Source organism: Mucilaginibacter aquatilis (assembly GCF_009755275.1).
GTDB classification, from domain to species: Bacteria; Bacteroidota; Bacteroidia; order Sphingobacteriales; family Sphingobacteriaceae; genus Mucilaginibacter; species Mucilaginibacter aquatilis.
Genome location: NZ_WQLA01000003.1, coordinates 33,279 through 47,772 on the forward strand (window position 1 = coordinate 33,279; position 14,494 = coordinate 47,772).

13 protein-coding genes and 1 pseudogene are annotated in these 14,494 nt (G+C 40.8%); 7 read left to right on the forward strand and 7 right to left on the reverse strand.

The window, feature by feature from the left end:
- The first annotated feature begins 211 nt into the window (after positions 1-211).
- Complete coding sequence (locus GO816_RS07905; protein WP_157540907.1) at positions 212-2,077, forward strand: PAS domain S-box protein; 1,866 nt, start codon at positions 212-214, stop codon at positions 2,075-2,077.
- Positions 2,078-2,185: 108 nt separating this feature from the next.
- The gene (locus GO816_RS07910; protein ID WP_157540910.1) at positions 2,186-2,539 is read left to right on the forward strand and encodes a YtxH domain-containing protein; all 354 of its coding nucleotides are present in this window, start codon (positions 2,186-2,188) and stop codon (positions 2,537-2,539) included.
- A 93-nt stretch (positions 2,540-2,632) separates the two neighbouring features.
- Here GO816_RS07910 and GO816_RS07915 read toward each other — a convergent pair whose 3' ends face one another.
- Positions 2,633-3,142: a DUF892 family protein gene (locus GO816_RS07915; RefSeq protein ID WP_157540915.1), complete on the reverse strand. Its 510-nt coding sequence runs from the start codon at positions 3,140-3,142 to the stop codon at positions 2,633-2,635.
- Between the two features lie 109 nt (positions 3,143-3,251).
- On the opposite strand from GO816_RS07915, the gene GO816_RS07920 reads away from it, so the two are divergent.
- The gene (locus GO816_RS07920) at positions 3,252-3,536 is read left to right on the forward strand and encodes a hypothetical protein (RefSeq protein WP_157540918.1); all 285 of its coding nucleotides are present in this window, start codon (positions 3,252-3,254) and stop codon (positions 3,534-3,536) included.
- Positions 3,537-3,596: 60 nt separating this feature from the next.
- Here GO816_RS07920 and GO816_RS07925 read toward each other — a convergent pair whose 3' ends face one another.
- Positions 3,597-4,130, reverse strand: coding sequence for a YceI family protein (locus GO816_RS07925; protein ID WP_157540921.1), 534 nt, complete (start codon positions 4,128-4,130; stop codon positions 3,597-3,599).
- A 245-nt stretch (positions 4,131-4,375) separates the two neighbouring features.
- Positions 4,376-5,569: pseudogene (sucC, locus tag GO816_RS07930) on the reverse strand (ADP-forming succinate--CoA ligase subunit beta); the annotation flags it as partial.
- A 238-nt stretch (positions 5,570-5,807) separates the two neighbouring features.
- Between sucC and GO816_RS07935 the strand changes: the two are divergent.
- The 4 genes from GO816_RS07935 to GO816_RS07950 all read left to right on the forward strand — a co-directional run bounded on the left by GO816_RS07935 (position 5,808) and on the right by GO816_RS07950 (position 8,939).
- Positions 5,808-6,458, forward strand: a complete 651-nt coding sequence (locus GO816_RS07935) for an ABC transporter ATP-binding protein (protein WP_157540926.1) — start codon at positions 5,808-5,810, stop codon at positions 6,456-6,458.
- Between the two features lie 9 nt (positions 6,459-6,467).
- A complete protein-coding gene (locus GO816_RS07940) occupies positions 6,468-6,770 on the forward strand; it encodes a hypothetical protein (RefSeq protein ID WP_157540929.1) in 303 nt (100 codons plus the stop codon).
- Entirely contained in the window at positions 6,763-7,374 is a 612-nt protein-coding gene (locus GO816_RS07945) for an HAD hydrolase-like protein (RefSeq protein ID WP_157540931.1), read from the forward strand. The genes GO816_RS07940 and GO816_RS07945 overlap by 8 nt, the downstream gene beginning before the upstream one ends.
- Before the next feature lie 65 nt (positions 7,375-7,439).
- Positions 7,440-8,939, forward strand: coding sequence for a S41 family peptidase (locus GO816_RS07950; RefSeq protein ID WP_157540934.1), 1,500 nt, complete (start codon positions 7,440-7,442; stop codon positions 8,937-8,939).
- A 4-nt stretch (positions 8,940-8,943) separates the two neighbouring features.
- Here GO816_RS07950 and smc read toward each other — a convergent pair whose 3' ends face one another.
- From smc to GO816_RS07970, 4 genes are all read right to left on the reverse strand, one after another.
- A complete protein-coding gene (smc, locus tag GO816_RS07955) occupies positions 8,944-12,486 on the reverse strand; it encodes a chromosome segregation protein SMC (protein ID WP_157540937.1) in 3,543 nt (1,180 codons plus the stop codon).
- A gap of 214 nt (positions 12,487-12,700) precedes the next feature.
- On the reverse strand, positions 12,701-13,486 hold the full coding sequence (locus GO816_RS07960; RefSeq protein ID WP_157540940.1) for a PhzF family phenazine biosynthesis protein: 786 nt from the start codon (positions 13,484-13,486) through the stop codon (positions 12,701-12,703).
- Positions 13,487-13,497: 11 nt separating this feature from the next.
- Positions 13,498-14,148 carry an ATP-binding cassette domain-containing protein gene (locus tag GO816_RS07965; protein WP_157540943.1) on the reverse strand — a complete coding sequence of 217 codons (651 nt, stop codon included), beginning with the start codon at positions 14,146-14,148 and terminating at the stop codon, positions 13,498-13,500.
- Positions 14,141-14,455: a hypothetical protein gene (locus GO816_RS07970; RefSeq protein ID WP_157540945.1), complete on the reverse strand. Its 315-nt coding sequence runs from the start codon at positions 14,453-14,455 to the stop codon at positions 14,141-14,143. The genes GO816_RS07965 and GO816_RS07970 overlap by 8 nt, the downstream gene beginning before the upstream one ends.
- Positions 14,456-14,494 lie beyond the last annotated feature (39 nt).

The following is a 14,494-nucleotide window of genomic DNA, read 5'->3' on the forward strand; positions in this document are numbered from 1 at the left end:
TTAGTTATAGGCTTACTTGTCAGTCAATCGTCAACGTTAAGGTAAAAATATTAAATACATCAATACGTTGGTTTAAATAGGTGCAAAAAATGTACCTGTAAAACCAGCCTGTTTGTTTTTTTAAGTGTTGTAACTGCCGCGCGAAGGGTAAATGAAATAATTTTTGCTATTTGATTATTTAATAGTGAGATTAGTTATTAACATCTGTTTTATGCTACCATCAACTCATGAAAACGATTTTTCCGGGAGTTTTTATCAAACCGACGGGCAGTTGAAGAGTTTGTTTATGCAAACTCCCGGCTTAATAGCAATGTTGCGCTGGCGCGATGGCATATGCGAGTTAGTGAACCCGGTTTTCCGACAGCTGTGGCACAACCGCGATGTATTGAATAAACCTATGAGGCAAGCCTGGCCTGAGTTGGGTGAGGAGTTTTACCAAAAGGTAGAGCAGGTATACGATAGCTGCAAGGCTGCCAATAGTTATGATTACAACGTAACAATAGCAGGCGATGATGGCCTTATAAGTGACTATTACTTTGATTTTGTATACTCGCCGTACTGTAACCACCAGGCAGAAATGGACGGCGTAATGATAATGGGCTTTGACGTTACGGCAAGGAACATAGCCCGGCAAGAGCTGGCAGAACAACAACTATTATTTAAGGATATTACTGATGCAGCGGCTACCGCCTTATGGACTGTTGACCAGCGTGGCAACATCACTTTTGTTAACCGAACCTGGATAGACTGGACCGGCCAGCCTTATGAGGCTCACTTAGGCCGCGGCTGGATTGATTTTGTTGTTAACGATGATAGGGAACGTGTAATAAGTGATTATTTACGTAGTATAGATAACAAAAGTCCATTACATTCAGATTTCAGAATACAGCGTAAGGACGGAAAGATGCAATGGGTAGCCGTATCGGGTAAGCCACGTTATCATAGCAGCGGCGAATTTGCCGGTTATGTGGGTTCATGCATGGATATAACCGAGCGTAAGAAAACTGAGCAAATGCTGCAGGATAGTGAAGAGCGGTTTAGAAGTATAGCAGATTCGGCACCGGTGCTTATTTGGATGACTGGTGCTGACAAACGTACCACATTCTTAAATCAAAGCTGGATGCAGTTTGCCAATGTTGTTGAACTGCTATCAGATACCGGTTACTTGCAAAGCAACCTACTCCATCCTCAGGATGCTGAGGCAGTGCTTGATATTTATAACAGAGCTTTTGACAAACAAGAGGCCTTTTACGTTGAGTACCGCATGAAACGAACATACGATGGCGTGTACAGGTGGATTGGTATGAAGGGAGTGCCCAGGTTTGAAGGTGAGGATGACGTTTTTGCCGGTTATATAGGTTCGGGGATGGATATTACCGAAATGAAAGAGCATGAGCAAATAAAGAATGACTTTATTGGCATGGCAAGTCATGAGCTTAAAACACCAATAACTTCTATAAAAGCCTATATACAACTGCTACTTACCATATACAGCAAACGCGAGCATGACGAATTCCTTATTAAGTCTTTAACAACAGTAAATAAGCAAATAAACAAGCTAACACGTTTAATAACCGATTTGCTCGACGTATCAAAAATGGAAAGCGGGCGTTTAAGTTTGAATAGCGAAGAATTTTTACTGCATGACCTTATCAAAGAAACGGTAGATGAAGTGCAGCATACTGCATCACATCATGATATTGTTTATACAGGCAAATCTAACGTGTCCATATACGCAGATCGTGACCGCATAGCGCAGGTTATAACTAACTTTTTAACCAACGCCATTAAATACTCACCCGAATCAGACCGTGTTGATATCAATGTTTCGTTAGGTGATACGGAAGTTGTGATAGCTGTGCAGGATTTTGGCATTGGTATTAAACAAGAAGAACAAGCTAAAATATTCAATCGCTTTTACCGTGTGGAAGGACGTAACGAGCAAACGTTCTCGGGCTTTGGAATTGGCCTTTACGTAGCCGCCGAAATAATTAAAAGACATAACGGTCGTGTTTGGGTAGTAAGTGAAAAGGATAAAGGTGCCGCATTCCATTTCTCACTGCCTCTGCTTAATTAAAAAAATATAGTGTTGTTTAAGTGTATTAGTCTTTTTTGAAATTTATTTAAACAGTATGTGCATGTGAGTGTTAATCAATCATAAAACATCTGCTAAAAAGAAGTAAAAATGAAAGATCAAACTAAAATTATTGCAGCACTTTTAGTGGGTGCTGCTGCCGGTGCGGCTATTGGCTTATTACTTGCTCCAGAGAGTGGTTCGGAATTAAGAGAAGATATTGCCGACTACGTAAACGACCTGGTAGACAAAACTAAAAGTAAAGCTCAAACTGCTGCTAACGACTTGAAAGATTATGGCAATGATGTGGCCGATAAAGCTAAATCAAAATGGAATAGCGTTGTAGGTGCAGCATCAGACTATAAAGACCAAGCTGAAGAGTATGCCTCAGGCGCATTTGATGAAGCAAAATCAAGAGTAAAAGGTGAGGCAGATGATTTGAATACCTCAGTTCAAAACGCCTAATTAGCATAGTATAAAAAAAGCGGTCATTATTAAATGACCGCTTTTTTTGTGCTTATAATTTAATCAACCGATAGCAGGAGTGTTAATGTCATATCAATTTGTTTTCAAATACTCATCAGCAATCATTTGAAATAGCCTGTCGTCATCACGCGATTCATCAAAGCTTTCAATAAGTAATTGCTCGGCATTCTTATATTGAAGTGAAGACGCCAGTATTTTCAACATACGGTATGATGTTATATTTATATGTTCCAGTAGTTGAAGGTAAAGGATAATATCAATGTCGTTAAGTAAACAAGTTCCGTCGCCGTAGTCAGGCGATTCAAATGCATCTTTAAAAATAGCGATGATAGGAACGCAGTTTTCATGATCAGGCTGCGCATCAATGTCATTATATATTTGCTCAATACGGTTTACCTGATTGTTAACACTCTCTAATACTTCGTCAATTGCGAAACGTAATTTTTTAAATGATGCTAATGATGTGAGGCCGGGCAAGTGTTGCTGCAAGTATTTTTTACCAAAGTAAACACGGTTTAAATGGTGTACAAAATGCTTTTTCATTACATTGGCGCTGGCCGAATATACCAGGGGAGATTCCATAGAGTGAAATTGTGTAGTGAGGATAATGTATGTTGGTAACAGGATGTTATAAAATTTGTTTAAGTTTTATTAATGCAAACTAAATTCGCAGCGCGGTTGTAATAAATTTATGCAGCAAGACGAATTTGATTTCGAGGAGTTTGATAACTCGGCCGATGAAGGCGCGTTTCATATTGAACTGGATTTTTACGACAGCGATAACCTCATAAGCATGTTGGTAATTCCATGCAATGATGCTTACATAGTAGTATCAAATAATGAGCATTTGTGCACGCTGGTACATACTTGTAAAGAAATTGAGTGCTGGGAACAGCAGGAAGGTACATTAGATGAGGAGCTGGTTGAAAAATTGGGTGCGGCCATCCAGGGCGCCAGGCCTGAGGATTTTCGATAAATACAAAAAGCTGCCTTAGTGAGGCAGCTTTTTGTATTTATCGCTTAAGCTATGAGCGATTTAAGCTTGCTTGGTAAATTGTGCGTTTATAATAAGCTTAACGTCTTCACCAACTACAATTGAGCCGGCTTCAGTAACACCATTCCAGGTTAAACCAAAATCTTTACGGTTTATTTTACCGGTAATTTCAAATCCGGCTTTAGTTTGACCGTAAAAGTCATCTGCCGAACCGCCAAACTCCACATCAAGGCTTACCAGTTTGGTTACGTCTTTTATAGTAAGATTGCCCTCAAGCTTGTATTCATCGCCGCTAACTTTTTTCAATGACGTTGATTTAAAACTGATCTTTGGGTAAGTTTCAGCGTCAAAAAACTCTGCCGATTTCAGGTGCTGATCACGGGCTTCCTGCGTTGTGTCAATGCTGTCAACATCGAGTGCAAAATCAATTTCTGAATCTGCAAAATCGTCGCTTTCGGTTACAACTTCACCTTCAAATTTGCGGAACGATCCTGTAACGGTCGAAATTACAAGGTGTTTTATTTTAAATTGTACTTCTGAGTGCATTGGGTCCATTACCCATTTTGTTGTTGCCATAATCTTATAATTGTTAATGTTGCTTTTACAAGTATAATCATTTAAGTGTTTAAACACATAAATGTTTATTTCAAAAATTTATATTACAAATGTAGTATGGCCGAAACAGATTAGTATTGACATTTATCAAGAAATGTTGGTATCATTTATCAACCATATAGGCATAAAAGCAAAAAAGCTGCATCGTTAAAATGCAGCTTTTTATAATAAATCACCCTTAAAGTTAGAGTGAATATCTTCTAGAATTATGCTAATACTTCTTTAACGCGCTCAGCAGCTTCTTTAAGTAAGATTGCAGAGAACACTTTTAAGCCTGAATTATCAATTAGTTCTTTAGCTTCTTTAGCATTAGTACCTTGTAAACGTACTATGATAGGAACCGGAATGTCACCAATTTCCTGGTAAGCATCAATAACACCCTGAGCAACACGGTCACAACGAACAATACCACCAAAGATGTTAATCAGGATAGCTTTTACGTTCGGATCTTTCAAGATAATGTTAAAGGCAGCTTTAACAGTTTGAGCGTTAGCAGTACCACCTACGTCTAAGAAGTTGGCAGGCTCGCCACCGGCAATCTTAATAATATCCATAGTTGCCATAGCTAAACCTGCACCGTTAACCATACAACCTACGTTACCGTCAAGTTTTACATAGTTAAGGTTTGATAAGCTTGCTTCAACCTCCATTGGGTCTTCCTCGTTGGTATCGCGCATATCGGCATAATCTTTATGACGGTAAAGTGCGTTATCATCAAGGTTTACTTTAGCATCAACTGCTAAAATTTTGTTATCAGAAGTTTTTAATACCGGGTTTATTTCAAACTGAGACGAATCGGTAGCATCATAAGCTTTGTATAAAGCGCTGATGAATTTAACCATGTCTTTGAATGCATCACCAGATACGCCCAGGTTAAAGGCAATTTTACGTGCCTGGAAACCTTGTAAGCCAACTTTAGGATCAATTTCTTCTTTATGAATAAGGTGAGGAGTAGAGTGAGCTACTTCTTCAATATCCATACCACCCTCGGTAGAGTACATGATAATGTTACGGCCGGTTGCACGGTCTAACAATACGCTCATGTAAAATTCTTTAGTTTCGCTTTCGCCAGGATAGTAAACATCTTGTGCAATTAACACCTTATGTACTTTTTTACCTTCCGGACCGGTTTGCGGAGTTACCAGTTGCATACCTAAAATAGCGCCTGCTCTTTCCTTAACCTCATCAAGGTTTTTAGCAAGTTTAACACCACCGCCTTTACCACGGCCGCCGGCATGAATCTGGGCTTTAACAACCACCCAGTCCGAACCGAAATCTTCTTTCATTTTTTGGGCGGCTTCAACAGCCTGTTCTACAGTGTCAGCTACAATGCCTTCCTGTACCCTTACGCCAAAGCTTTTTAGTATTGCTTTGCCCTGATATTCGTGAATATTCATGTCTTGTGAAGAATTTGCGGTAAATCTACAATTTCAGTTGGAGTATTAAAACTTGAATGGCTTTTTTATGAAATAATTGCGGTTTTTAAGCATAACATGCAATGCTAAACAAGTAAAAACTTTAGCATTAATTTACCGCAAACTGCTATGTGATACAATTGTTATTTAACCTTATCTGTGGCAACAGGTTTCAAGGGTAACTACTCCGTAGCTAAATCAACTAAATCAATTACATTTGTACATGCTTAAAGCGCTCGATATCAAAAAGACTTACGGTAATCTTCAAATATTGAAGGGCGTAAACCTTAGTGTTAATAAAGGAGAAATTGTTACCATCGTAGGCGCATCAGGAGCGGGGAAGAGTTCATTGCTTAATATAATAGGCACTTTAGACAAGCCCGACTCGGGCCGCTTGTATTTAAATGATACGGAAATTAGCAAATTAAACAGCAAGCAGCTGAGCCATTTCCGTAATACGCAAATTGGCTTCATTTTTCAGTTCCATCACTTGCTGGCCGAATTTAATGCACTCGAAAATGTTTGCATTCCGGCATTTATAGCAGGTAAGCCTAAAGCACAGGCCGAAAAACGTGCCGCAAGCTTATTAGAAATGCTTGGTTTAAGCAGCCGCATTCATCATAAGCCAAGCCAGCTATCGGGTGGTGAGCAGCAACGCGTGGCAGTAGCCCGCGCGCTCATAAATGAACCTGCCCTTATCTTAGCTGATGAACCTTCGGGCAATCTTGATTCGGCCAACGCGCGCGATTTGCATGAGCTGTTTATCAATCTGCGCAACAACTTTAATCAAACCTTTATCATTGTAACTCACAATGAAGACCTTGCCGATCTTAGCGACCGTAAGGTGACCATGAAAGACGGCTTAATAGTTTAATAAAAACACGTGTATACATTAATTACTGCTGCAAGCTCGGCAAAGGCTTACCAGCTAAAAAATCAAAAAGCGGGGGAGCATGTGCTTTTGGGTGATTACCTTGAGTTACCCGAAATTATGTTAAAGAACGGTTCAATGGTCAAGTTGCCTCGTCCCGAAAGCGAAACTTATCCTCATCAAATGCTGGCCTTATGCCTTGATCACAACATAAGCACGTTATATCTGCTTAACATGCAGGAAAGCAATGCACTCAGCCCGGCTTTGCAATTATTTGAGGAATATGGTATAACCTTGATAAACGCGCATGATTAAATACGTTGATATTGATAAGCACATAAACGCATTTGTTTTTGAGCTCGATAATGTGCTTTACCCCGAAAAGGATTACTTGTACCAGGTGTATTACCTGTTTGCAGGCTTTTTAGAATACACAGAGCTGCTTGATGCTCAAGTATTGGTAAAGCTTATGGTGCAAACTCATGAGGAGCAGGGTGCCGGTGCTGTATTTAACGTGGTGCAAGAACGTTTTAAGCTTGATGATAAGTATAAGTTCAATTTTGAGCATTTACTTATAAATGCACAGGTGCCATTAAAGCTATTACTTTACCCGGAAATGCTTTTGCTGCTGCAGGATATTGTGGTAGACAGGAAGCAAATTTTCATTGTTACCAACGGAAAGCCGCAACAGCAGCTTAATAAAATAAAGCATACCGACTGGCAGGGGCTTGAAAAATACTTAACCTGTTACTTTGCAGAGGAGATTGTGGCCAAACCCGAGCCTGATATGGTAGATATGCTCATCAAAAAACATAACCTTCAACGGCGCGAAATAGTGATGATTGGCGCATCAGAAACCGACCAGCTTTGTGCTCAGGCATGTGGCATTGATTATATTGATGCACACAAAAACTATTAATCAATTTATTACGTAATAAAATAAAATATTTGTACGTTAATTGCCTGATTTAGAACCGCGAAGGAATGAGAAAAAACTTACTTTATTTGCTATTGCTGGCAGTAGCATTTACATCCTGCAAAAAAGACAAAAACAAAGATGGCAGCAATTTAGATTTGTTGCGCGATTCGGTTTACATGTATGCCAAGGAGGTTTACTTATGGAACGACGGATTGCCGTCTACAGAGGCATTTAATCCCCGAAGATTTACGGGTAATTCAGACCGGGCTGCACTGCAGGCGGAGGTAGATGCGCTGTCACAAATTAAAATAAACACATCAACAGGAAAGCCTTATGAGTATGATGCTAACGATCCGGGGACGGCCAAGTATTCCTATGTTGATGAGGGCCAGGCGGCAACCTCAATTGGCGGAACCGGCGGCGACTTTGGCTTTGCCTTAACTTATACCGCCGCTGATGATTTGCGTATAAGGTACGTATACCCTGGCTCATCGGCATCTCAGCAAGGCCTTACCCGGGGCGACCGTGTTACTGCCATTAATGATCAATCAGTAACGTTAACTACCGGCACCAATTCCGATCCGGCATTCCAACGCGTTTCATCTGCCTTAGGTAGCAGTTCGGTTAAGCTAAACCTTACCCGCCGTAATGGTACAACCTATACCGCAACTGTAGCAAAAACTTCATACACTATCAATCCTGTTGCCAAGTTTACTACTGTTACAACCAATACAGGTAAAAAAGTGGGCTATTTTGCATTCAGCCGTTTTACGGTGATGAGTAATGCTAAAGCAAAAATTGATGAGGCGTTTAATAAGTTTACTGCTGATGGTATAACTGAACTTGTAATTGATTTGCGTTACAACGGCGGTGGCGCTGTTGAAACTTCGCAGTACCTGGCAAACTATCTTGTGCCATCAAGCCGCAATGGTGGATTGATGTTTAATGAATATTTTAATACTAAGCTACAAAGCAACATTTATCCATTGTTGGCCCGTAAATTTAAAATAGATCCAGGTGATTTCACCACAGCTAATAACACGTTCAACTTCAGCAAAGTTGGTAGTTTAAACTTAAACCGAGTATTCTTCCTGGTTACAGGTAGCACAGCATCGGCAAGCGAATTGCTGATTAATAACCTGCAACCCGTGTTACCGCAGGGGGTACAATTAGTTGGAAAAACATCATACGGTAAACCGGTTGGCTTTTTTGCTATTCCTTTAGGTAATGCATCTCAGTTTGATTTATACCTAGCTGAGTTTGAAAGCCGCAACTCGGCAGGTACAGCCGATTTTTATCAGGGTATGATACCTGGAGGTAACTTTCCGGGTGTTATGGTAGAAGATGATGTAACCAAAGATTTTGGAGACCCTACCGAAGCCATGTTTTCGCGTGCTATAAACTTTATAGACAAAGGCACCTACACCGTAGCCGGACTTAACAGTACTTTTTCTGAAAAAACTCAGGAGAATCAAATGCTACGTAAGGCCAATCAGTTGATTGATGTTAAACAACAATTTAATGGTGCTATACACGAAGGACGTTTAAAGCGCCTTAACCACTAAAAATTTAGTCGGCCAGTTGGCGAAGGTCAACCGGGACAACACGGGATATTCCCTGCTCAACCATAGTCACACCGTAAACTACATCGGTGCTGGCTATGGTTCTTTTATTATGCGACACGATGATAAACTGCGAGTCGGACGAAAATTTACGAATGATATTGTTGAATTTATCAATGTTTGTATCATCCAGCGGCGCATCAACCTCATCAAAAATACAGAACGGCGCAGGCTTCAACAGGTAAAGCGAAAACAGTATGGCCGTAGCTGTCAATGTTTTTTCGCCTCCCGAAAGCTGGTTAATTGATAACGGGCGCTTGCCCTTAGGTTTGGCAATAATGTCAATATCCGACTCCAGCGGACGGTCGGGGTCGGTCAATACAAGGTCGCATGAATCTTCCTCGTTAAATAATGAACGAAAAACTTTGATAAAGTTTTCACGCACCATCATAAACGAATGCATAAACTTGTCTTTAGCCGTGTCATCAATCTCCTGAATGGTTGAAAGCAATGATGCCTTAGCTTCCATAAGATCTTTTTTCTGGCTTTGAATAAACTCGTAACGCTCATTCATTTCCTTAAATGCTTCTAAAGCCATTGGGTTAATGGCTCCAAATTCATCTAACTGGCGTTTAAGCTTCTCTGTCTTATCGCGCAAATCGTCTTCGTTTTCTTCTGCAGGCACTTCGGTTTCCAGCAAGTCGTTTATGTCGAGGTTAAACTCTACAGAGAGGCGCTCTTTCAAGGCGTTAAGCTCAAGCTTTAAGTTAGTACGTTTGTCCTTTAGTTCGTTCTCAATAAGGTCGGCATGGTCTTTTTGCCGGCGTAATTGTGTAACTGCGGCTTCCGTTTCGGTTATATGCCCACGCATTTCGTAGTACTCCTGTTCGGCTGCCTTGGTTGCTTTTTCCAGTTCCTCGCGCTGGCTATACATTTCCAATAGCTCGTCGTCTGAAAAATCAGTATGCTTAAGCGTTTCCAGCAAGGCCACCTGTACCTTTTCCATTTCTGCATTATTGTTTTGAATGCGGGTTTCAAGGCTTTCCTGCTGTGTCTCGCGGTACTCCAAATCTTTCACTAACCCCGATACTTTGTTTTGCTGCTGATGAAAACGAATATTCTCCTGGTTATAAGCGTTGCTTTGTACGGTGGTATACTCATTCAACTCATTAAAGGCTTGTTGCTTATCAAGCAGCAAATCGCTTTGTATTTCTTTCTGGGTTTTAAGCTCGGCTATCTGAGGAATAAGCTTGTGTTCATCCTCTTGTATAGTAGCAATTTTGCGCGCTATATCCTCCTTACGGTTACGACTGTTAGTAATAAAGGTTTGATATTGCTCGCGGCGTGTGGTAACGGTAACCAGCTCGGTATTGAGGCGGTTAAGCTCCAGCTGTTTTTGCTGTATTTCGGCTGCTTTACCTGATGCTTTTAAGGCAACATGCTTGCTTTGCATGGTTTCCTGGTGGGCTTTCAGTGCAGCAATTTCCTGTTCGCTTTGCTTTATTTCTTTTGCCAGGTTTTCGAGGTTTTTAGCCCGGCCAATACGCTTGCCTTCAAACAACCCAACCGAGCCACCGGCCATGCTTAATACTGATTTGCTGAACTTACCACTTTTACCTAACAGAATAACACCTTCCGGAACCACTGAGTTGTTAAGTGATGCCTCTGAAGTATCATCAACTAAATAAACATTACGTAACAGGTGATTACACAAAGTGCGGTAGCGTATATCAACCTCAATTACATCAAGCGCAGGTACCCATCCTGTATTAAAATCACCAGTTTGAGTGGATGTTAACGAAGTATAGTGATTTAAAATGAAAAACTGAGCTCGCCCGCGTGACGCATTACGTAATAGGTTTATTGCCTTGATAGCATTATCATAATCTTCAACCACAAAATAGTTCATTAGTGGTTCGAGGTAATTTTCAATGGCAATACGGAACTCCTCACGACAAAAAAGAATGTCGCTGAATAAGGTGATGCTTTTTGCCCAATCAGTATGTTTTTTTAGAAAACGTATAGATTCTGGGAAGCCCTCAAGGTTATCAACCATGCTTTTGGTAAGGTTGTACTCGTTTTGCTTGGCATCGAGTTGCCTGCCCAGGCGAGATATGCGGTCTTTACTGTCATTAATTGCCGCCTCAGTATCTTTAATCTGTTCCTGCAATTGTGTTTCAAACTCCACCGCCGCACATTGTTCTGCCTCGGCGGTTTCTGTTCGGTTTTGTAGCTCTGCTACTAATTGGTTAAAGTGCGACAGTTCCACCTCGCGGCTTGCTGTGTCTTCCATATTACGCTGGCTTTCCTGTTCCAACGCTTGTTGCTGTATGCGTAATATATCAAGATCTTTCTCGGTTTGATAAATTTGATTTTGCAGCCGGTTATTGATACTGGTAAGCTCATTCAATTCGGCCCGAGCAGCTGTTTGGTCTTGGCGAAGCTCGTCAACAGCCTGTTTCAACTCGGCTACTTTGTTGCGTACGCTTTCAAGATTTTCATCTTCCTGTAGCTTTTCCTCACTCAGGCGTTTAATATTATACAGTACGTGGTTAAGTTGATTTTTATCTCGTTCCAACTCTTCCTTCAAGCGGGCTTCCTTATCACGCTGAAACTTTAGCTGCTCGTTCTTGATTTTCTTTTCGCTTTCATAAGCGCGTATCTTACTTACGTACTCGTTGGTAGCTTTTTGCTGAACAGACAGGTTCTTTTCCTTGGTGATGTTATCAAGTTTCTGCTGCTGTAAGGCGGCTTCAAGGGTATCAATCTTTGTGGTAATGCCCGAGCGTTCTTCCCTGTGCTTTTGTTCTTGTTCCTCAATACGCTGCAATGAATCACTGAATGACACAATACGGAATGACGCCAGCATAACACTCAGCGTTTTGTACTGTTCTTTTAAACGATAGTAACGCTCGGTCTTTTTTGCCTGATTTTCGAGTGTTTTCAGATTCTTTTCAATTTCAAAAAGCAAATCCTGTACACGTTCTAAATCAGCTTCGGTATCTTTCAGCTTATTGAAGGTTTGCTTTTTGCGCAGCTTGTATTTGGAAATGCCTGACGCTTCCTCAAACAAGTTACGCCGCGAACCTTCTTTGTTAGTGATGATCTCATCTATCATCTTTAATTCTATGATAGAGTAGGAGTCAGAACCAATGCCTGTGTCTAAGAAAAGGTCGGTAATATCTTTCAGGCGGCACTGTACATCATTCAGGCGATATTCGCTTTCACCTGTACGGTATAGCTTACGGGTAAGCGTTACCTGCGAAAACTCAGTAGGAAGTACATTTTTGGTATTATCAAACGTTAATGAAACTTCGGCCAGGTTGGCTGGCTTACGGCTGCGGGTGCCATTGAAAATGATGTTTTCCATCTTCTCTGACCGTAGTGCCCTGGTACTTTGCTCTCCTAAAACCCAACGTATGGAATCGACAACGTTTGATTTGCCGCAACCATTAGGGCCAACAATAGCGGTAACCCCTTCGTTAAAATTAATGCTTATTTTATCGCCAAAGCTTTTAAACCCTTTGACCTCTAATTTAGTTAACTGCATTTGCCAGCCAGCGTACCTTCAATAGTTTTATTACTTCAAAGTAACGAAAAATATAGAAGATTTTCTTGCCTGGCATGTGCAGATCAAATAGTTCTCTTAATGTCAGATTGTTTCTGTATAAAGCTAATAACTAATAATTTATCTGATTTTAGGAAGCAGCTCTTAAAGTGATTGTAAGTTAGATGGCTTATAAATTATTATAGTAGCATACGAGTTAAATATAAATGTCACCCTTTAAATAAGTCACGGCATTGCCGCTCATCAGTACCCTGTCACCTTTAAGCTCGCACCAAAGCTCGCCTTTACGGGCTGATAGCTGGTAGGCATGAAGTTCGGTTTTATCCAAACGTTCGGCCCAGTAGGGTATTAGGTTACAATGAGCCGAACCGGTAACCGGGTCTTCGGGCACACCGGCGCCCGGTGCAAAAAACCGTGAAACAAAATCTGCATCCTTGCCCGGCGCAGTTACAATAACGCCAATGGTGTCAACCTTGGCAAGTGCTATATGATTAGGTTTCATGTCAACAATATCCTGCTCGTTTTCATACACCAAAAAGTAATCGCGCGAGCGTAAAACTGCTTTTGGGATTTTTCCATTTACACCTTCCAATAATCCATCGGGCATTTCGGCAGGGTGGGGCGGGCGCGAGGGGAAATCAAGCGTATAACGTTCACCATTTTTTGAAACTGTAAGTATGCCTGCTTTTTCTGTTTCAAAATGTATCAAGCTACCAGTGTAATTTAATTCGGTGAAAATAACATGAGCTGCAGCAAGCGTTGCATGTCCGCACAAATCAATTTCCAACTCAGGTGTAAACCAGCGTAAGTGATAGCCATTTTGAGTTTTAACAAAAAAAGCTGTTTCGGCTAGGTTGTTCTCTGCTGCAATATTTTGCATAGTTGCCTCGGGTAACCAGTCTTGCAGCGGACAAACAGCTGCGGGGTTACCGCCAAACAAATCACTGGTGAAGGCATCAACCTGGTAAATAGGTATCTTCATAATGTAGGTATTTAAAGGCTGCTAAGATATCCGTAGGTAACTAATTCATCGTTACTGGTAATTACCTTGGTAGTGCCATTGCTCAATAATACAATTTTATCGCTTACTTTTAATATATTTCGGTACTGATGATCGGTAATTATTATACCTTTAAAAGCTGAACGTTTCTTAATGATGGCTTTAATTTCCTCAGCTTGTATGGGTGATATATGCGTGAAAGGCTCGTCGAGCAAGATGTAATCTGCCTTGCTGTACAATATTATCAAGGTTTCTAATTTACGGAGTTGCCCGCCAGAAAGCTCACCTGGTTTTTTATTACTGATTTCTTGAAAAGTGTCATAAGCAGTAAACTCGTCCCAGTCCTCATTACTAATCAGTGACTTTGCAAGTTCCGATATTTTGATGTGTTTAGGTAAATAATTGTGCTGTGGCAAGTAAGCAATTTTGCCGCTTGAGTAGCCGTTGTTTATATAATTACCATCAATATTGATGTACTTATAGGCGGGCTTCAACACACCGAATATAATGCGCAGCAAGCTCGACTTGCCACAGCCATTACGTCCTAATAAGCCGGTTACCTCGCCGGGCCGGCAATCAATATATATGTCCTGAAGAATTTTTCGGTTATCAAACTCAAGCAATACGCTGTCAACTTTAAGCATGACTACTTTTTAAGCTTAAGTAAATAGTAACAGCGGTGATGAACAATAGCATATCAATTGCAAAAGTGAGCATAAACAAACTTCGAATAGTAACACCTGCATTGCGATAGTAGAAGAACTCTTGTGAGGCAAAAAACGTTTGGTAAGCAAACATACCCAGGTAACCGGCAAGCTTAAGTGGTAATGCAAGTATTAACGCAACCAAACCGCCACCGGCTATAATATAAAAACCAAGAACAGTAAAAATGAAGTGGTAAAGCCAAAAAGGCTTTGTAAAATGTATAAAAAGCCTGAGAAGGTTTTGCATTGAAGTGAGTAGTAATAAAGGTTAATTACTTAACTCATG